Raw genomic sequence first — 17,636 nt, 5'->3', positions numbered from 1 at the left:
AGGGTATGCCCGCCAGGCGCGAGTTTCCGAAGATCGTCCCGTCCACCACCCACAAGGAGACACCCCATGGCAACCACGAAAGAGTACCGGCTCGGCGAGTTCACCTTCCCGCGCGGCTGGTTCATGATTTCCGACTCCGAGGCACTCAACACCCACAAGCCCGTGGCCGTGCGCTTCTTCGGGCAGGATTTCGCGCTGTACCGCGGCCGCGAGAGCGGCAAGGTCGTCCTGCTGGACGCCTACTGCCCGCACATGAAGACGCACCTGGCGGCGCGCAACACCACCAGCTACGTGGTGCTGGACGGCGGTGGCAGCAACGTCGAGGGCGACGGCATCCGCTGCCCCTACCACGGCTGGCGCTTCGGCGCGGATGGCAAATGCAACCACATCCCCTATCACGACGGCCCGATCCCGGCGGCGGCGGCCGTCAAGAGCTGGCGCGTGGAAGAGCGCTACGGCGCGGTCTGGGTCTGGTATGACCCCGAGGGTGGCGAGCCCGACTATCCCCTGCCCCAGTTCGACTACTGGGACGATGAGAGCGTCGTCAACGGCGTGTGGGACCAGGTCGGCGAACTGGCCCAGCACCCGCAGGAAGTCGTGGACAACATCTGCGACTACGGCCACCTGAGCCCCATCCACGGCTCGACCGTGGAGCACTACGAGAACGAGTTCAAGGGCCACCACGCCATCCAGCGCCAGAGCGGCGGCCACCGCACGCTGGTGGGCGAAGGTGGTGCCAGCGACAAGCTGCAGACTATCACTTCCTACCACGGCCCCGGCATCCTGGTGTCGCAGCTCAGCGGCATGTTCGACTCGTTCATGATGATCATGCACACCCCCATCGATGATGGGAAGGTGCGCGTGTGGCATAACCTGCTGGTGCGCACAGCGCATGGTGGCAAGCCGACGGCGGCGGACTTGGTTTCGGCACGGCAGTTCCAGCAGGCCAGCATGGCGGCGTTCGCGCAGGATTTCGAGGTCTGGAACCAGAAGGCCGCTTGCCTGAATCCGCTGTTCATCCCCAGCGACGGCCCGTTCATGAAGGCACGCGTCTGGTACAAGCAGTTCTACAACCCGCGCGCCAAGGCCCAGGAATTCCTGGAGCAGTGCGAGGGCATCTATGTACCCAAGGGCATCGCACCCTTCACGCCGCAGCAGCGCGCGGAGGCAGTGCCGGCCTGACGCGGCACTGCAGGTGGCGCACCCCGCCGTGCGCCACCACACCAGCTTTGGCTACAGCCCATGCTGCCCGGCATGGGCTGTTTGCGTTTGCCGGCGACCCGGTGGGTGTCAGGGCCGGGCGTGCGTCACCTGCGTCAGCACCAGTACGCTGCTGCCCCAGGCCGGCGGCTGCATGTGCAGCGCCCGCGCTGCCGCGCGCGCCTCGGGCAGCGACGCGAACCACCACTCCATGACCTGGCGGAAGCGGTAGCCCGGCGGCGGCAGCTCGCGCACCAGGTTGCGGACGATGCGCTGTGCCTGCCCCAGCGCGCCGCTGTTCCAGCCGTACGGCGGCGCGAGCATGGCCGTGTCGGCATCCTGCCAGTCCTGCGGCGCCGGCTGGTGCTGCACGAAGCCGGTCAGGATCACCTGCCCGATGCGCGGTGGACCGGGCGGCAAGGACGCCTGCTGGTGCAGCACGTCCTGGCTGGCCAGCAGCGTGAAGCCGCGCACATGGCCGTCGAACACGCGCAGCTCGTCGGGACGCATGATGGCCAGCGTCTCCGGATCGTCCCAGATATCGCGGCCGGCGGCGCGATCGGCCAGCACCATCAGGTTCACGCCGTCGTACTCCTGCGACAGCACCGCCTCGTCGGCCGACAGCACGCGCGCGCACTGTGCCACCGAACGCACGCGCCGGCCCACGTTGGCGCACTGGCGGCCCAGCGCCGAATGCTCGCGCCAGGCCTGCGGGAAGTCCTGCGGCGCCAGCCGTGGGTTGCGCCGCGCCAGATAGATCATTTTCCAGACCGGCTGCATGTCGCCTTGGTGCGTGGCATCGGCCATGGGGTTGTCCTGACAAGCCGCTCGGGATGGTGTAAGTGGAAAAGAGCACATGGTGGTCAAGGGCTTATCCGGCGGCCGGCACCTGCAGCGCTGGCCAGCCTGCCTGGGCCTGGTGCAAGGCGACCGGGTAATGGGTCAGCGCGCGCACATAGGCCCACAGGCCGGGTAACAGCAGGCAGACCATGCACAGCAGCGCATAGCGCAGGCCCTGCCCGCCGGTGGCCGCGTTGAGCAGGTCGCTCAGCCAGCCGGTGGCGATCGGGCCCAGGCCATTGCCCAGCACGGCGCCGGCCATCAGCACCATGGCGCTGGCCGTGGCGCGGCGCTGCGGCGGCACCACCAGGCTCAGCGCGGCATAGGTGGCGGGCGCCCAGGTGGGCGAAAAGAATGCGAACAGCAGCATGCTGGCCAGTGCCGGCACGAAAGCCGCGTTGCCCAGCAGCAGGTAGCCGAGCACGAATACCAGCGAGATCGACACGCCCAGCAGCGGCACGCCGATCTGCCAGCGCTCATCGCGCCGCGCCAGCCGGTCAGTCAGCCAGCCCGAGGACAGGCTGCCGCACACCGACAGCACCGCAGCCACCGCCGAGATGCCGCCTGCCTGCCCCAGGGTGAGCTGAAAGTGGCGTGCCAGCAGCGCCACGTTCCAGACCCCGACCGCCAGATTGACGATGAAAAAGCACGCCGAACCGACGATCAGGCAGCGGGTGATCGGCTCGTGCCAGATCAGCCGCACGGCCGGCTGGTGCGCTGCGCCCGAACGCCCGTTGGCGTCGGCCGGGGATATTCCGCTGCGCACGGGCTCGCGCACCGACCAGCGCAGCAATAACGAGAACACCACGATCGCCAGCCCGACCAGTGCCAGCGTGACGCGCCAGCCCCACCACTGATACAGCAGCGGCCCGATCAGCAGTGCCAGCATGGCACCGAACGCGCCGCCGACGCCGAACACCGACATGACGCGCGAACGCTCGGATGGCCGGTACAGATCGGCCAGCATCGACATGGAGGCTCCCCCACCCCCGGCATCGCCCACCGCGGCGCCGCACCGCGACGCAGCCAGCCCCAGGGGGCCGGTGGCCAGCGCACCCGTGGCCGCCACCATTCCGCCAATTCCCCGGCACCAGGCGATCAGGCCGCGGCGCTCGATCCGGTCGCCCATCCGGCCCAGGGGGATGCCCAGCATACCGAACGCCGCAGCGAACCCCAGCCCGGTGATCAGTCCGATCTGCAGGTCGCTGAAGCCGAATTCCTGCTTGATGGGCTGCAGCAGCACCGCCAGGATCTGCCGGTCCATGAACGACAGCGCCGACAGCGCAGTCAGCAGTAGCAGCACATAGCGGCGCGCCGGATCGGCGACAAAGGTGGAGTGGGACATGGGACAGACGGGTTTCAGGAAGCGATTGCAGCGGCCTCGGCGGCATGTGGCAGGGGCGCGGAGTGCGGCAAGGTCAGGGGCGGCAGGGCCGGACGGCCGAGCACCAGGTCAGCGCCCTTGTCACCGATGACCACCGACGCGGCATTGGTGTTGCCCGAGACCAGGTGCGGCATGACCGAGGCGTCGATCACGCGCAGCCCGTCCACGCCGCGCACGCGCAGGTCCGGCGTCACCACCGCCAGCGGATCGTCGGCACGGCCCATGCGGCAGGTGCCGCTGGCGTGGTGCCCCGAGCCCAGGTACTGCGCCAGCCAGTCGAGCAGCTCGGCGTCGGTCTGCACCTCGGGGCCAGGGCGCGTCTGCGCTTCTATCCATTCGGCCAGCGCCGACTGGCGCGCGATGTGCATCACCATGCGCATGCCATGCAGCAGCGCGATGCGGTCGCGCTCATCGTGCAGATAGTTCATGCGCACACTGGCCAGTGCCAGCGGGTCAGCACTGCGCAGGCGCAGCTGCCCGCGCGAATGTGGACGCACCTGGTAAGGCGCCATGGTCATGCCGGGAAAAGGCTCGGTGCGGTAGGTCTTGCCGTCGCGCATGAAGGCCTCGATATCGCCCGTCACCGGCAAGCCGTGGATCTGGATGTCGCGGTAGGGCAGTGCCGGGTCGCTGCTGCACCACGCGGCGAATTCGGACGCGGGCATGACCATGGCGCCGCGGCGCGTCAGAAAGTAGCGCGTCACCGCTGCCAGCATGCCAAGGCCGCGCAGCGAGGCATTCAGGCTGGGCGTGCCAGCCTTCAAACGCCAGGACATGGGCACGATGGCGTGGTCCTGCAGGTTCTCGCCCACGCCGGGCAGGTCGCGCACCACCTCCAGGCCCAGTTCGCGTAGGTGTTCCCCCGGCCCGATGCCCGACAGCATCAACAACTGCGGCGACTGCAGCGCACCCGCACACAGCAGCACTTCGCGCGTCGCGCGGGCGCTGTGCCGGCCGCTGGTTGCGTCCTGCCACTGCACGCCGCAGGCGCGGCCCTCGTGCACCTGGATGCGCGTCACCTGCATGTGCATGCGCACCGCCAGGTTGGCGCGGCGCATCGCCGGCTCGATGGCGTTGCGCGCGATGGAGGAGCGCCGGCCGCCTTGCACGTTGACCTGAAACAGCCCTGCACCGTCCGGGTGGCCGTTGTTGAAGTCCGGGCAGCGCGGCAGGCCGGCCTGGACTGCGGCCTCGACCATGCGCTGCGACACCGGGTGCGCGGCCGGCAGGTCGCTGGCGGTCAGCGGTCCACCGCGGCCATGCCAGGGGCGGGCGAAGTGCGGCGCCTGGCTGCACTGGCCCTCGGTGCGCACGAAGTGGGGCAGCAGCTCGTCATAGCTCCAGCCGGTCGCACCCAGCGCGGCCCAGCTGTCGTAGTCGCTGCGGTCGCCGCGCACGTACATCATGCCGTTGATGGACGACGAACCGCCCAGGCGCTTGCCGCGCGGCAGGTCGATGCAGCGACCGCCGGCGTAGCGCTCAGGCTCAGTGCGGTGGCCCCAGGAATATTTCGGGTCATGCACCATCTGCCCCCAGCCGGAAGGCATGTCCACCAGCAGGTCCTTGTGCGTCCCGCCGCCTTCGAGCAGCAGCACGCGCGTGCCGCTGTCCTCGCTCAGCCGGGCGGCCAGCAAACCGCCGGCGGAGCCGGCACCGATCACGATGTAGTCGAAACACTCCGCCACGCGGCATCTCCTGGAATGCGGGCAATGGACGCACATGCACCTGCCCATCTGCAAGGCTGCCACGCACCGGCGCTGCGCACCTACCCGTTTCAGACTAGGGACAAGCCTGCGTGTGTGCAATAACTCAGAACGTGTGAATAAATCCGGCGTGGCCGAGCAGTCCGCGAAGACGCAGCCGATCCAGGCGCAAAGCGCAGCCATGGCGCGGGCTATGGCGAGCATTTGCAACAACGAACGGGTGTGTTTTGGCGGGATGAGCGGGCATGGCGGGTTCTTTCACACGTTCTCAGGCCACCAGGGAGCCGCCGTTCACCGCCAGCACCTGGCCATTGACCCACTCGGCCTCTGGCGAGGCCAGGTAGACCACGGCCGCGCCCACGTCCTGCGGCGAACCCGCGCGCCCGACTGAGGTGCCCTTGCGCGCGATCTTCTCGGAGCCTTCCCAGTTGTTCATGGTGCCCAGCGACAACGCGTTGGCGGTAACACCATGCGGCCCCACCTCGCCAGACAGGTTGCGAATGAAGCCCGCCGCAGCAGCCTTGGCCGCGCCGTAAGCGCACAGACCCATGCCGGTGGCAGTACGCGCCGCATCGGAGTTGATGGCCACCACACGGCCCCAGCGGCGCTCGATCATGCCGGGCAACAGGGCCTGGCAGGCGTGCATCAGACCGTGCAGATTGAGCTGCAGCCAGGCATTCCATTCGGATTCGGGCGACTGCAGGAACGGCGTGTAGCCCCAGCCCTGCGCCGGGATGCCGGCGTTGTGCACGAAGATATCCACGGCACCTGCCTGGTGCAGCACCTGCTCGACCATGGCAAAGATCGCGCCGCGGTCCGTCATGTCGGCCGCGGCGGCGTGGGCCTGAAAACCTGCGTCGCGCAATTGCCGGGCCGCCGCTTCGGCACGGTCGGCATGGAAGTCGTTCACGATGACGGTCGCGCCCTGCGTCGCCAGCGCTTGCGCCACGCCGAACCCCATGCCGCGGCCGGCGCCGCTGACCAGGGCCACTTTCTTGTCCAGACGGAACATTGCTGCCTCCTCTCATGTGATTGCTGTGACAGGAGGGCAATGTGCGGCTTCGTGGCGCAGGCTTCATCCTCCGAAAGGACGAGCGGGATCCTTTCGTGCCCCTTGCACAACGGCGCCGGTCACCGCCCCGGCGCGCCGATCAGGAAGAAAAGGCCGCCTACTTGTCGCCTAACCAGGCGACGCTGTTGAGGAAAATGCGCACCAGCTCGGTCTGGCGCCGCACGCCGGTCTTGGAGAAGATGGAGCGCAGGTGCGCGCGTGCGGTGTTGCGCCGGATGTTCAGCAGCTCGGCGGTTTCTTCCAGCGACAGGCCATTGGCCAGCTGGATGGCCAGCGCGGTTTCGGCTGGCGTCAGCTGGAACAGCTGCTGCGCCAGTTTGACCGGCGGATCGGCCTTGCCGCTGGTGTCGCGCACGAAGACCGCGACACTGGGCCGCTGCTTGCCTTCGGTCCACTCATCGGCCGACATGCTTTGCACCACCACGCCCCAGTTCAGCTGGCCGGACTGGCGGCTGATCGCCATGCCCTCGGTCATGCTCAGGCGCGATACGCGGGTGTGCAGCAGCGCATCCTTGATCAGGCGCTGCAGCTTGCGGTTGTCGTTGGCATAGGTCGCCTCGAGCATGCCGCCGCTGACCTTCAGGCCGTCCTGCTGCTCCAGGATGCTGGAGGCGGCCGGGTTGCTCTCAATCACCTGGCCGTTCTGGTCCAGGATGATCACGCCGACCATCAGCTGCGCCATGGCGCGGCTGTACAGCGAGATGACCTGGCGGTCCTGGTTCATCGACAGGTGCAGGTTCAGCGCGCGCTTGATGTGCGGCAGCAGCATGGTGCCGAACTCGCGCTCGCGCGGACCGAAGTTGGGCATGCTTTCGGGCCGCGTCACCCGCAGGCCATAGACGCAGCCGTCCTTGGTGACCACGTCGGCCGCCAGGACGTGGAACACGCCCAGGTCCCGGCACCAGTCGAGGTAGTAGCGCGAATTGCGCCACTCATTCTCGGGCACCAGGTCGCCCAGCGTGGTGATGCGGTCGGTGGCCAGATCGCGCAGGGGGCTGAGGCCGATGTTGGTGCTGCCGCTCAGAAATTCCTGGCGGTCGGCGGCGGCGGAGATGATCAGCCCGACATCGTCGCCATTGCCGGGGCGCACGATCAGAGAGGCGAAGTTGCCGCCTAGCTGCTTGCGCAGCGCGGCCAGGAAATCCTTCCAGGCCTGCGGGTCCAGCGCTGCCTCGTACAGCAGCGCGGACAGCTGGCTGAACTGCTCCACGGTGATGAAGTCTTCGGCCGCGCTGGCGCTGACCGGCGGCCGCTCGACCACCGGCAGGTCCTTGAGCACGCACGCCAGGGAGCCTGCCGTGTAGCCCGCAAAACCCATTCTGGCAAATGCACTGTCACTCATGAGGCACCGACCTGTTGCTGGCGATATGTGACGACTCGACTCAGTGGATCTCGAACAGCCCGGCGGCGCCCATGCCGCCGCCGATGCACATGCTCACCACGGCATAGCGCGCGCCGCGCCGGCGGCCTTCCAGAAGCGCATGGCCCACCAGGCGCGCGCCGGACATGCCGAAAGGATGACCAATGGCGATGGCCCCACCGTTGACGTTCAAGCGGTCGTCGGGAATGCCGAGGATATCGCGGCAGTGGATCACCTGGCAGGCAAAAGCCTCATTGATTTCCCACAAATCAATGTCCTTCACCGACAGTCCATGCTGCTGCAGCAGCTTCGGGATGGCGTAGACCGGGCCGATGCCCATCTCGTCGGTGCGGCAACCGGCCACCGCCACGCCGCGGTAGGTGCCCAGCGGCTCCAGGCCGCGCTCGCGTGCCTGCTCGGCGCTCATCAGCACGCTGACGCTGGCGCCGTCGGACAGCTGGGAGGCATTGCCAGCGGTGATGAACTGTCCCTCGGGCACCCACTGGCCGTTCTTCCACACCGGTCGGAGCTTGGCCAGGCTTTCCAGCGTGGTGTCGGTGCGGTTGCCCTCGTCCTGCGTCAGGGTCACCTCCTCGGTGCCGACGACGTTGCCTTCCTTATCGAACAGTTGCTTGATGCTGGCGAGCGGCACGATCTCTTCGGCGAACAGGCCCCTGGCCTGCGCCGCCGCCACGCGCTGCTGGCTGCGCAGGGCGTATTCGTCCTGCGCCTGGCGGCTGATGCCGTAGCGCTGGCTGACCAGCTCGGCGGTCTCGATCATCTGGATGTAGGCGGTGGGCTCGGCAGCCAGCACAGCCTTGGACTGGGCACGGTAGCTGTTCTTGTGCTTGTTCTGCACCAGCGAGATCGATTCCAGCCCGCCAGCCACGGCCACGTCCAGCTCGCCGGCCATGATGCTCTTGGCGGCGGTGGCGATGCTCATCAGGCCCGAGGCGCACAGGCGGTCGATGGCCATTCCGCCCACGCTTTCCGGCAGCCCGGCGACATAGGTGCACAGGCGGCCCAGGTTGTAGCCCTGCGTGCCCTGTTGCGCGGCAATGCCGAGGATGACGTCGCCCACATCCGCGCCGTCCACCTTCGCCTTGTCCAGCGCCGCGCGGATTACGTGGCCGCCCAGCACCGGCGCCTCGGTGTCATTGAAGGCGCCGCGGAAGGCCTTGCCGATGGGGGTGCGTGCGGTGGAAACGATGACTGCGTCTTGCATGGGAAGTGCTTTCTTTCAGATTCAGGAATGGGCGAAAACGGGAAACGGGCCAACGGCAGCGCGCCGCTGCCGCTCAGAAATACAGCCGGCTGATGGTGTCTACGACGCAGCCGGGCTTGTCCTGGCCCTGCACCTGGACGGTGATGCGCACCGTCACCTGCACGCCGTCGTCGCCGATGGCGCTGGCCGCCACCACCTCGCCGCTGCCGCGGATGTTCGAGTCGACACGCACCGGCGCCGGAAAGCGCACCTTGTCGCAACCATAGTTCACGCCCATGCGCAGGCCCTCGTAGCGCACCAGCTGCGGCAGGAACAGGTTGGCCAGCGACAGCGTCAGATAGCCATGCGCCACGCAGGCGCCGAACGGGCCGGAGCGTGCCCGCTCGGGATCGACGTGGATCCATTGCTGGTCGCCCGTGGCGTCGGCGAACTGCTGAATACGCGCTTGGGTGATGGGCATCCAGCTGGTCTCGCCCAGGGGCTGGCCCACAGCGGCCAGCACCGCGGCCACGGAATCGAACACCACGCCGGCCGGCGCCCCGGAAGTCGTCGCGCTCATGCCTCAGGCCCTCTGCGAGCTGACCGACACCACCTCGCCGGTCATGTAGGACGAGTAGTCGCTGGCCAGGAACACCATGACGTTGGCGACTTCCCAGGGCTCAGCGCCACGGCCGAAGGCTTCCTTCTCGGAGAGCTTTTGCAGCAGCTCCTCCGAAGCCGATTTTTTCAGGAAGGCATGGATGGCGATCGACGGCGCCACGGCGTTGATGCGCACGCCGTGCGGCGCGGCCTCCAGCGCCGAGCAGCGCGTCAGGGCCATCACGCCGGCTTTGGCGGCGGCGTAGTGCGCCTGCTCGACCTGCGCGCGCCAGCCCAGCACCGAGGCGTTGTTCACGATCACCCCCTTGCCGCGCGGCTGCATATGCCTGAGGGTGGCACGCGTCATGCGGAAGGTGCCGGTCAGGGTGACGTCGATGACCTTGTGCCACTCCTCGTCAGGCATGTCCACCACCTTGCAGCTGGTGCCCAAGCCTGCGTTGTTGATGAGCACGTCGATGCCGCCCATGACCTGCTGTGCGGCGTCGATCAGCCCTTGCACCTGATCCTCCTGACTCACGTCGCACAGCTGGCCGTGCACGTTTTCCAGGCCAGTCTCGCGCTTGATCTGGGCCACGGCCTCCTGTAACCGGCGCTCGTGCACGTCGGAAATGAACAGCGCCTGGCAGCCCTCCTCGGCGCAGCGTTTGGCAGCGGAAAACCCGATGCCGGCGCCAGCGGCAGCCGTGACAAGGACGGTCTTGCCCTTGAGCAGGCCGTGCGGGGCAACGTAGGAAGGTACAGAGGTCATGGCAACTGCTGAAAAAAAGTAAACAGATTGCCGTCGATCATCAGCCCCCGGTTGCGCTGCAACATCGTCTGCCTGGACGATGCCGGGTGTATGTCAAAAGTCGGGCGCCCACGCGCCCTCTACACACGCCGCGCCTATCGCGGCATGCCCAGGCCGCGCTCGGCCATGAGGTTCAGCTGGATTTCGTTGGTGCCGGCATAGATGGTGTCGGCCCGGCTGACCAGCCACAGCTGCTGCAGCGCTGCCAGGTCGGCATCGTCCTGCAGGAGCAGGCCGGCATCGCCCAGCACGTCCATCGCCAGCTCGCCCAGGTCCCGGTGCCAGTTCGACCAGGCGTACTTGGACACCAGCGTGACCCGCGCCGGCGCGTCGGCAGCCAGGGCGCGCAGCGCGTGGCTGCGCAGAGTCTGGAGACCCAGCGCGACCACCGCCAGCCGCTGGCGCAGCAGCGGGTCGCGTGCCGCGCCATTGCGCCGCGCCAGCGCCAGCAGCAGCTCCAGCTCGTGCCGGAAATGCGCCTGCTGGCCCAACGTGGAGGCGCCGCGCTCGCAGCCCAGCAGGTACATGGCCACCTTCCAGCCGTCGCCCACCGGGCCCAGGTGCAGGCTGCCCTCGGTGCGCGCGCCGTCGAAGAAGACTTCGTTGAACTCGGACGTCCCGGTGATCTGGCGGATCGGCCGGATCTCCACCCCCGGCTGGTGCAGCGGCACCAGCAGCAGCACCATGCCCTGATGGCGGCCACCGGCCGCCGCACCTTCCTGCGTGCGCGCCAGCACGAAGATCCAGTCCGACTCGTGTGCCCACGAGGTCCAGACCTTCTGGCCGTCGATGACCCATTCGCCGGTGGTTTCGTCGCGGCGCGCCCGGGTGCGGATGGCCGCCAGGTCGGAGCCGGCACCGGGCTCGGAATAGCCCTGTGCCCAGTAATCCGTACCGGCCAGGATGCCAGGCAGGAAGCGCGCTTTTTGTTCCGGCGTGCCGTAGGCCATCAGGGTCGGCGCCAGCAGCGTCTCGCCGATGTGCCCGATGCGCCCCGGACCGCCGCAGCGCACGTACTCCTCGTGGAAGATCAGCTGCTGCGACAGCGGCAGGCCGCGCCCGCCGTACTGCGCCTCCCAGCCGATGCCGGTCCAGCCGCCGCGGGCCAGCTCCTGCTCCCACTCCTTGGCCAGCTGCGCATCATAGCCCTGTGCCCCCAGGCCGCTGACATGCTTGAGCGCAGCGAAGCGGCCGCTCAGGTGCGCGGCCATCCAGGCGCGCACTTCGGTACGGAAGGCGCGGTTGATTTCCGATTCCTGCATGTTCATGCCACTGCCTCCTTAGCCTCGTGCTGTTGGTCCAGCAACCGCACTGCCGCCTGCTCCAGCCACTCCGCCACCGTGCCCATGCGCTGGCTGCCAGCCTGTGCCCGGCGGAAATACAGGTGCGGGTCGTATTCCCAGGTGAACCCCACGCCCCCGTGCAGCTGGATGCATTCACGCGTGCAGAACAGCGCCGCCTGCGTGGCCTGCGTGCGTGCCTGCGCAGCAGGCAACAGCAGGTCGCCCGCCGAATCCGGCGCATCGGCCAGGAAGGCCGCCTCATAGACCGCCGAACGTGCCAGCTCGACCTGCACCAGCATCTGCGCGGCGCGGTGCTTGACCGCCTGGAAGCTGCCCACCGGCTTGCCGAATTGCTGGCGCTCGCAGGTATAGGCCACGGCCAGCTGCAGGGCGCGATCGGCCGCGCCGACCTGCTCGGCCGCAAGGCCGATGGCGGCATGCTGGCGCAACGGCTCCCACAGCTGCGCCAGAGCGTCGCCCTGCAACAGCACATCATCCGGCGAAACGGCCACCTGCACTGCCTGTATCCGCGCACTGCTGCGGCTGCCGTCGACCGTGGCCTGTGGCTGCAACTGCAGGCCGGACGCCTGCACCGTCAGCGCCACCAGCGCATACGTGCCGTCCGGCAGCTGCGCGGGCAGCAGCAATGCATCGGCATGGGCGGCAGATGCGACCTGGGGCCAGATGCCATCCAGCTCCCAGCCACCTTCGGTCCTGCGCTGCAGCTTGGCCTGCGCGCCCAGGCTGCCGTCCACTGCCATGCCCAGCACGCAGATCTGCCCGGACAGCGCCAGCCGCTCGACAGCCGCCAGGCCGGAGGCACCGCCATGCTGCGCCAGATGGCGCCACAGCGGCGCAGGCGCCACCACGGCGTCGAAGAAGGGAATGCAGGCCAAGTGCCAGCCCAACTGCTCCTGCAGTAGTACCAGCTCGGTCAGGCCCAGTCCCATGCCGCCGGCCTGCTCGGGCACGGCCAGCGCCGTCCAGCCCAGCGCACAGGCCTCCTGCCAAAGCGCGCGATCCAGGCCGCCCTGTTCCAGCACCTGCCGCACGCGTTCGCCGGAGCTGCGTTCCTGCAGCACCTGCGCCGCGCTCTCGGCGATCATCTTTTGCTCGTCGTTCAACCGTAGTTCCATCACCGCTCACCAGGAAATGAACACAACCACCGGCGTGACGGCAGGTAGGCCCTGCCGCCCTGTACCGACTTCAGGTGCCGTAGACCTTCTGCGGCGTGCGGCCCTGGGCGATGAGCCCGTCGACCACCTCGGTCAGCTCGGCCGGCTCCCAGCGCGCCTGCTTGTCGCGGATCTGGCCGGTGAACCAGCCATCCGCCACCGACAGCTCGCCGCCCTTGGCCTCGAAGCAGCGGCCGGTGACGTGGCGCGACAGCGGGCTGCCGAGCCAGACGACGATGGAGGCGACGTTCAGCGGGTCCCACACGTCGAAACCGGACTCGGGCTTCTTCACCATGTCGGGCATGGCGCCCTCGGTCATGGCGGTGCGCGCCGCCGGCGCCAGGCAGTTGGCGGTGATGCCGTAGCGTGCCAGCTCGGCCGCCTGCACCAGCGTCAGGCCCGCGATGCCGGCCTTGGCCGCGGCATAGTTGCTCTGGCCGATGGATCCTTGCAGTCCCGCGCCCGAGCTGGTGTTGATGATGCGCGCATCCACCTCCCTGCCGGCCTTCTTCTGGTCGCGCCAGTAGCCGCCGAACACCTTGGCCATGCAGAAGTGCCCGCGCAGGTGCACACGCATCACCATGTCCCAGTCTTCCTCGGACAGCGACAGGAACATGCGGTCACGCAGCACGCCGGCGTTGTTGACGATGACCTGCACGTCGCCAAACGCGGCCAGCGTCGCATCCAAGATGGATTGCGCGCCGGCCACGGTGGTGATGTCGCCACTGTTGGCCAGCGCCTGGCCGCCGGCCGTCCTGACCTCGTCGGCCACCGCCTGCGCGGCCTCGGCGCGGATGTCGTTGACCACCACGTTCGCGCCTTCCTGCGCGAAGGCCAGGGCATAGGCGCGCCCCAGGCCGCCGCCGGCGCCGGTGATGACCACTGTTCGGTTGTTGCAAATACCCATGGGTTTCCTCTTCTTGCTTGCCATGCAGGCGACGGCCCCGGCCGCGCCTGCGCTGTTGAACATCAGGCCTGCAGCGCTGACAAATCGGGACGGCGCTGCGCCCAGGGCTGCGCCTGCTCCAGCTGCGCCGCCAGGCGCAGCAGCCGCCCTTCGCCGCCGAACGGCGCCACGAAATGCGAACCCACTGGCAGATCCTGCGCCGTCCAGTGCAGCGGCACCGACATCGCCGGGTGCCCGCTGATGTTGAACAGCGAGGTGAAGGCCGACGACTTCATGGCCTCGGCGGCGTAACTCTCATAGGGCTGGTCCAGTCGCAGCGCACCCAGCAGTTGCGCCGGCACGGCCGTGGTCGGGGTCAGGATCAGGTCGTAGTCGGCCAGGAACGCGTCCAACAGCTGGCCGGCGCGGTCGAAGCCGGCACGGCCGCGGTACAGGTCCAGCGCGCTGGCCTTGCGCGCACCCTGCAGCGCCAGCCAGTTCAGCGGCTCCATCTCGTCCTCGCGCACTGCGCGGCCCAGCTGCTTTTCGCGGTACTGCACCGCGCTGAGCAGTCCGGCCGACATGCCCGGACCCATGCCGGCATAGATCTCGGCCACCGGCAGCTGCGGCATGGCCTCCTCCAGCACATGGCCCATGGCCTCGCACAGGGCGACCGCGCGGTCCACCGCCGCCAAGCAGTCGGCATGCACCGGCACACCGAAATAGTTCTTGCGCCAGACGGCGATGCGCAGCCGGCGCTCAGGCTGCTGCAGCGCCTGCAGGTAGCCGCCCTGCACGTCCAGCGGCGGGTGCACGCGCGAGCCGGCCTCGGGGCCGGCCGTCAGGTCGAGCAGCAGCGCGCTGTCGCGCACGCTGCGGCTGATGACGTGGTTCACGCTCAGGCCAATGGCACCGTCCAGCGCGTCCGGGCCCGCCGGCACACGGCCGCGGCTGGGCTTCAGGCCAAACAGGCCGCAGTGCGCCGCCGGGATGCGGATCGAGCCCCCGCCGTCGCTGGCATGGCCCACGGCAACGATGCCGGCCGCCACCGCCGCCGCCGTGCCGCCGGACGAACCGCCGGTGGTGTGGCCGGGACTCCACGGGTTGCGCGTGGCGCCGTACAGCCGCGACTCGGTGGTCGTGGTCATGCCGAACTCGGGCGACGCCGTCTTGCCGAAGATGTTCAGTCCGGCGGCCTTGTAGCGCTGCACCAGCGTCGAGTCGCGCGGCGCCACGGCGTCCTTGAAGAAGGCGCAGCCGTTGCTGGTGACGGTGCCGGCCATGGCCACGCCCAGGTCCTTGAGCACGAAGGGCACGCCCCACAGTGGCGCCTGTGCCGTGGCACGCTCGCGCGCATCGCGCCCCAGGGCCGAGAGTTGCCGCGCCTGCGCGCGCGCCTGGTCGTAGTCGCGGATCACCACTGCGTTCAGCTGCGGCAGGGCCTCGACGCGCGCCAGTGCGGCATCCAGCGCTTCCAGCGGCGTGATGTCGCCGCGGCGCAGGCTGTGCGCCAGCGCCATGGCGTCGTCCGGCGCAACGTCTGCCGCGACCGGCCTGGCCGGCGTGCGGGCCTGGGCTGCTGGCAGCGCGGTGGTCGCGGCGGCGGCCGCGGCGCCCATGAGAAAGGCGCGGCGTTCGAGATGCTGGGGAATGTCTGGCACGCTGTTGTCTCCGTCGGTCATTTCTTGTGTTTTTCCGGCGCGCGGCGGTTCTGCCCGGGCTTCGGGCTGGCACCGGCATGGCGGCCGTGCCGCGGCCACGGCCGCATGGGGCGGCGCCCCATGCGGCCTTCAAGGGGGCAATGGCCCTACATGCGCTCGATGATGGTCACGTTGGCCTGGCCGCCGCCCTCGCACATGGTCTGCAGGCCGTAGCGGCCACCGGTGCGCTCGAGTTCGTGCAGCAGCGTGGTCATCAGCTTGGCCCCGGACGCGCCCAGGGGATGGCCGAGGGCGATGGCACCGCCGTTGACGTTGGTGCGCGCATGGTCGTAGCCGGTTTCCTTGAGCCACGCCATGACCACCGAGGCAAAGGCCTCGTTGATCTCGACCAGGTCGATGTCGGACATCTTCATGCCCGCCTTCTTCAAGGCATGTTCGGTGGCCGGGATCGGCGCCGTCAGGTGCCAGATCGGGTCGTCGGCGCGCACGCTCATGTGGTGGATGCGCGCGCGCGGCGTGAGGTTGTAGCGCTTGAGCGCCGCCTCGGACACCACCAGCACGGCGGCGGCGGCGTCGCAGGTGGAACTGGACACGGCGGCGGTGATGGACGGATAGGTCGGGTCCACTGGCTCCAGAGTGGCCATCTTCTCCAGCGTGCTCTGGCGCGCTGTCTCGTCCATCCGGAAATCGCCGAAGGGCACGATCTCGCGCTCGAAGCGGCCCTCGGCGATCGCCCGCAAGGCGCGGTCGTGGCTTTCCTTGGCGAACACCTCCATGTCGGCACGGCTGGCGCCCCAGTGGTCGGCGATGCGCTGGGCAGCGTAGAACTGGTTCACCGGGGCGTCACCGAAGCGGGCCTGCCAGCCACGGCTCTCGGCGAACGGCGTGGTGAAGCCCAGCGGCTGGCCGGCCAGCATGGCCGAGGAAATCGGAATGGCACTCATGGTCTGCACGCCGCCGGCCAGCACCACGTCCTGCGTGCCGCTCATCACCGCCTGCGCAGCGAAGTGGATCGCCTGCTGCGACGAGCCGCACTGGCGGTCCACCGTGGTGCCGGGCACATTCAGGGGCATGCCAGCTGCCAGCCACGAGGTGCGCGCGATGTCGCCGGCGAGCGGGCCGATGGTGTCGACGCAGCCGAAGATCACGTCGTCATATTCGTCGGCCGGCACGGCGTTGCGCTCGACCAGTGCCTTGATCACATGCGCACCCAGGTCGGCGCCGTGCACATGGGCCAGCGAACCCTTGCGCTTGCCGGTGGGCGAGCGCAGGGCATCGACGATGTATGCCTGCGCGCTCATGCCGCCACCTCCTCGGGCACAGCCTGGCGCACGGGCACGGCCTGCCCGGCGGCACCCACGTCCTGCCGGTCGAAGGTATGGCCCGGCCCGATGGGCGGGTGCTCGCCTTCCAGCAGACCAGTGGCCAGGTTGCCGCTGTGGTGGGCGCGGTCGCCCCAGGCAGCGTCTAGCGCCCAGGCGCGCTTCATGAACATCTGCAGGTCGACCTCCCAGGTGTAGCCCATGGCACCGTGCACCTGCAGGCCGTTGCGCGCCGCGAACCAGCCGGCCTCGCCGCACTGCAGCTTGGCATGCGATACACGCAGCGCTGCCTCGGGCTCACCGTGTTGCAGCGCGTAGAAGGCGCGGTACAGCACCGGCTTGGCGAATTCGACCCGGGTGACAATATCAGCCAGATGGTGCTGCACGGCCTGGAAGCTGCCGATGGCGCGGTCGAACTGCTTGCGCTGCGCCGCATAGTCCACCGACAGGTCCAGCATGCGCTGGGCCAGCCCCACCAGCTGCGCCGAAGCCGCCAGGGCGCCGCGCAGGCCGGCCTGGCGCCAGACGGCAGCGCCGCTGGCGCCGTCGAGAATCAGCGTGGCAGCACCAGGCGTCCACTGCACCTGGCACAGCCGGCGCGAGGAGTCCAGGCTGCGCAGCGGCGTGATGCGGCAATCGGCCGGCAGCACGGCGTGCAGCTCCAGTCCGGCCTCGGTGCGGTGCGGCAGCAGCAGCAGGTCCGCCGTGGCCGCACCCAGCACGTGCAGGTTCAGTGGATGGCCCACGGCAACGCAGCACTTGCCCGCAGCGATGCGCGGCAGCCAACGCACGCGCACCGGATGCTCGGGCGGCAGCGCCGCCAGCATGCCGACAGCAACATAGGCGGTGTCGGTCACGCAGTCGGGCAGCGCGTAATAGCCGGTCTCCTGCAGCAGCAGCGCCCAGTCGATGTCGTTCATGCCCATGCCGCCTTCGGCCTCGGGCACCGACAATCCCAGCAGGCCCTGCTCGGCCAGTCGGGCCCACAGCTCGGGCGCATGGCCGGACTGGGTTTCCCAGATGTCGCGCAGATGCTCGGGCGCGGCCTCGGTCATCAGGAAGCGGCTGATGGAATCGCGAAACGCGATCTGGTCTTCGGAGAAGGTGAAATCCATGGTGTGCTCCTCGGGCCGCAGCC

The 17,636-nt window shown here is 68.9% G+C and carries 15 protein-coding genes; 1 reads left to right on the top strand and 14 read right to left on the bottom strand.

Annotation, left to right across the window (positions count from 1 at the left end):
- Positions 1–66: 66 nt before the first annotated feature.
- Entirely contained in the window at positions 67–1,182 is a 1,116-nt protein-coding gene (locus tag BLQ61_RS00190; protein ID WP_091565206.1) for an aromatic ring-hydroxylating dioxygenase subunit alpha, read from the top strand.
- 108 nt (positions 1,183–1,290) lie between these two features.
- On the opposite strand, the gene BLQ61_RS00185 is transcribed toward BLQ61_RS00190, so the two are convergent.
- The 14 genes from BLQ61_RS00185 to BLQ61_RS00120 form a co-directional block, all read right to left on the bottom strand.
- Positions 1,291–2,007 (bottom strand): EthD domain-containing protein, encoded by a 717-nt coding sequence (locus tag BLQ61_RS00185; protein ID WP_091565204.1) that lies wholly within the window; start codon positions 2,005–2,007, stop codon positions 1,291–1,293.
- 64 nt (positions 2,008–2,071) lie between these two features.
- A complete protein-coding gene (locus BLQ61_RS00180) occupies positions 2,072–3,385 on the bottom strand; it encodes an MFS transporter (protein ID WP_091565201.1) in 1,314 nt (437 codons plus the stop codon).
- A 14-nt stretch (positions 3,386–3,399) separates the two neighbouring features.
- Positions 3,400–5,109 carry a GMC family oxidoreductase gene (locus tag BLQ61_RS00175; RefSeq protein WP_091565199.1) on the bottom strand — a complete coding sequence of 570 codons (1,710 nt, stop codon included), beginning with the start codon at positions 5,107–5,109 and terminating at the stop codon, positions 3,400–3,402.
- 286 nt (positions 5,110–5,395) lie between these two features.
- Positions 5,396–6,139, bottom strand: coding sequence for an SDR family NAD(P)-dependent oxidoreductase (locus BLQ61_RS00170; RefSeq protein WP_091565196.1), 744 nt, complete (start codon positions 6,137–6,139; stop codon positions 5,396–5,398).
- Between the two features lie 157 nt (positions 6,140–6,296).
- Positions 6,297–7,541 (bottom strand): helix-turn-helix transcriptional regulator, encoded by a 1,245-nt coding sequence (locus BLQ61_RS00165; RefSeq protein WP_091565193.1) that lies wholly within the window; start codon positions 7,539–7,541, stop codon positions 6,297–6,299.
- A 40-nt stretch (positions 7,542–7,581) separates the two neighbouring features.
- Positions 7,582–8,784 (bottom strand): acetyl-CoA C-acyltransferase, encoded by a 1,203-nt coding sequence (locus BLQ61_RS00160; protein WP_091565191.1) that lies wholly within the window; start codon positions 8,782–8,784, stop codon positions 7,582–7,584.
- Between the two features lie 73 nt (positions 8,785–8,857).
- Positions 8,858–9,343 (bottom strand): MaoC family dehydratase, encoded by a 486-nt coding sequence (locus BLQ61_RS00155; RefSeq protein WP_091565188.1) that lies wholly within the window; start codon positions 9,341–9,343, stop codon positions 8,858–8,860.
- A 3-nt stretch (positions 9,344–9,346) separates the two neighbouring features.
- Entirely contained in the window at positions 9,347–10,132 is a 786-nt protein-coding gene (locus BLQ61_RS00150) for an SDR family oxidoreductase (protein ID WP_091565184.1), read from the bottom strand.
- Between the two features lie 134 nt (positions 10,133–10,266).
- On the bottom strand, positions 10,267–11,439 hold the full coding sequence (locus tag BLQ61_RS00145) for an acyl-CoA dehydrogenase family protein (protein ID WP_091565181.1): 1,173 nt from the start codon (positions 11,437–11,439) through the stop codon (positions 10,267–10,269).
- A complete protein-coding gene (locus tag BLQ61_RS00140) occupies positions 11,436–12,590 on the bottom strand; it encodes an acyl-CoA dehydrogenase family protein (RefSeq protein WP_245703742.1) in 1,155 nt (384 codons plus the stop codon). The genes BLQ61_RS00145 and BLQ61_RS00140 overlap by 4 nt, the downstream gene beginning before the upstream one ends.
- A 70-nt stretch (positions 12,591–12,660) precedes the next feature.
- Complete coding sequence (locus BLQ61_RS00135; protein ID WP_091566403.1) at positions 12,661–13,536, bottom strand: SDR family oxidoreductase; 876 nt, start codon at positions 13,534–13,536, stop codon at positions 12,661–12,663.
- A 62-nt stretch (positions 13,537–13,598) separates the two neighbouring features.
- A complete protein-coding gene (locus BLQ61_RS00130; RefSeq protein ID WP_091565174.1) occupies positions 13,599–15,197 on the bottom strand; it encodes an amidase in 1,599 nt (532 codons plus the stop codon).
- Between the two features lie 125 nt (positions 15,198–15,322).
- Positions 15,323–16,477, bottom strand: a complete 1,155-nt coding sequence (locus BLQ61_RS00125) for an acetyl-CoA C-acetyltransferase (protein ID WP_091565171.1) — start codon at positions 16,475–16,477, stop codon at positions 15,323–15,325.
- Positions 16,474–17,613: an acyl-CoA dehydrogenase family protein gene (locus BLQ61_RS00120; protein ID WP_091565168.1), complete on the bottom strand. Its 1,140-nt coding sequence runs from the start codon at positions 17,611–17,613 to the stop codon at positions 16,474–16,476. The genes BLQ61_RS00125 and BLQ61_RS00120 overlap by 4 nt, the downstream gene beginning before the upstream one ends.
- Positions 17,614–17,636 lie beyond the last annotated feature (23 nt).

Origin of the sequence: Oryzisolibacter propanilivorax (genome assembly GCF_900103645.1) — a bacterium.
Lineage (GTDB): Bacteria > Pseudomonadota > Gammaproteobacteria > Burkholderiales > Burkholderiaceae_C > Melaminivora > Melaminivora propanilivorax.
Note: the sequence above shows the minus strand (reverse complement) of the source record. Positions and strands in the feature narration are given on the sequence as shown.

Bases quoted from the DNA above. Each gene is read 5' to 3' on its own strand.
- BLQ61_RS00190 (WP_091565206.1), top strand. From the start codon at position 67: ATGGCAACCACGAAAGAGTACCGGCTCGGCGAGTTCACCTTCCCGCGC.
- BLQ61_RS00185 (WP_091565204.1), bottom strand. From the start codon at position 2,007: ATGGCCGATGCCACGCACCAAGGCGACATGCAGCCGGTCTGGAAAATG.
- BLQ61_RS00180 (WP_091565201.1), bottom strand. From the start codon at position 3,385: ATGTCCCACTCCACCTTTGTCGCCGATCCGGCGCGCCGCTATGTGCTG.
- BLQ61_RS00170 (WP_091565196.1), bottom strand. From the start codon at position 6,139: ATGTTCCGTCTGGACAAGAAAGTGGCCCTGGTCAGCGGCGCCGGCCGC.
- BLQ61_RS00165 (WP_091565193.1), bottom strand. From the start codon at position 7,541: ATGAGTGACAGTGCATTTGCCAGAATGGGTTTTGCGGGCTACACGGCA.
- BLQ61_RS00160 (WP_091565191.1), bottom strand. From the start codon at position 8,784: ATGCAAGACGCAGTCATCGTTTCCACCGCACGCACCCCCATCGGCAAG.
- BLQ61_RS00155 (WP_091565188.1), bottom strand. From the start codon at position 9,343: ATGAGCGCGACGACTTCCGGGGCGCCGGCCGGCGTGGTGTTCGATTCC.
- BLQ61_RS00150 (WP_091565184.1), bottom strand. From the start codon at position 10,132: ATGACCTCTGTACCTTCCTACGTTGCCCCGCACGGCCTGCTCAAGGGC.
- BLQ61_RS00145 (WP_091565181.1), bottom strand. From the start codon at position 11,439: ATGAACATGCAGGAATCGGAAATCAACCGCGCCTTCCGTACCGAAGTG.
- BLQ61_RS00140 (WP_245703742.1), bottom strand. From the start codon at position 12,590: ATGGAACTACGGTTGAACGACGAGCAAAAGATGATCGCCGAGAGCGCG.
- BLQ61_RS00135 (WP_091566403.1), bottom strand. From the start codon at position 13,536: ATGGGTATTTGCAACAACCGAACAGTGGTCATCACCGGCGCCGGCGGC.
- BLQ61_RS00130 (WP_091565174.1), bottom strand. From the start codon at position 15,197: ATGACCGACGGAGACAACAGCGTGCCAGACATTCCCCAGCATCTCGAA.
- BLQ61_RS00125 (WP_091565171.1), bottom strand. From the start codon at position 16,477: ATGAGCGCGCAGGCATACATCGTCGATGCCCTGCGCTCGCCCACCGGC.
- BLQ61_RS00120 (WP_091565168.1), bottom strand. From the start codon at position 17,613: ATGGATTTCACCTTCTCCGAAGACCAGATCGCGTTTCGCGATTCCATC.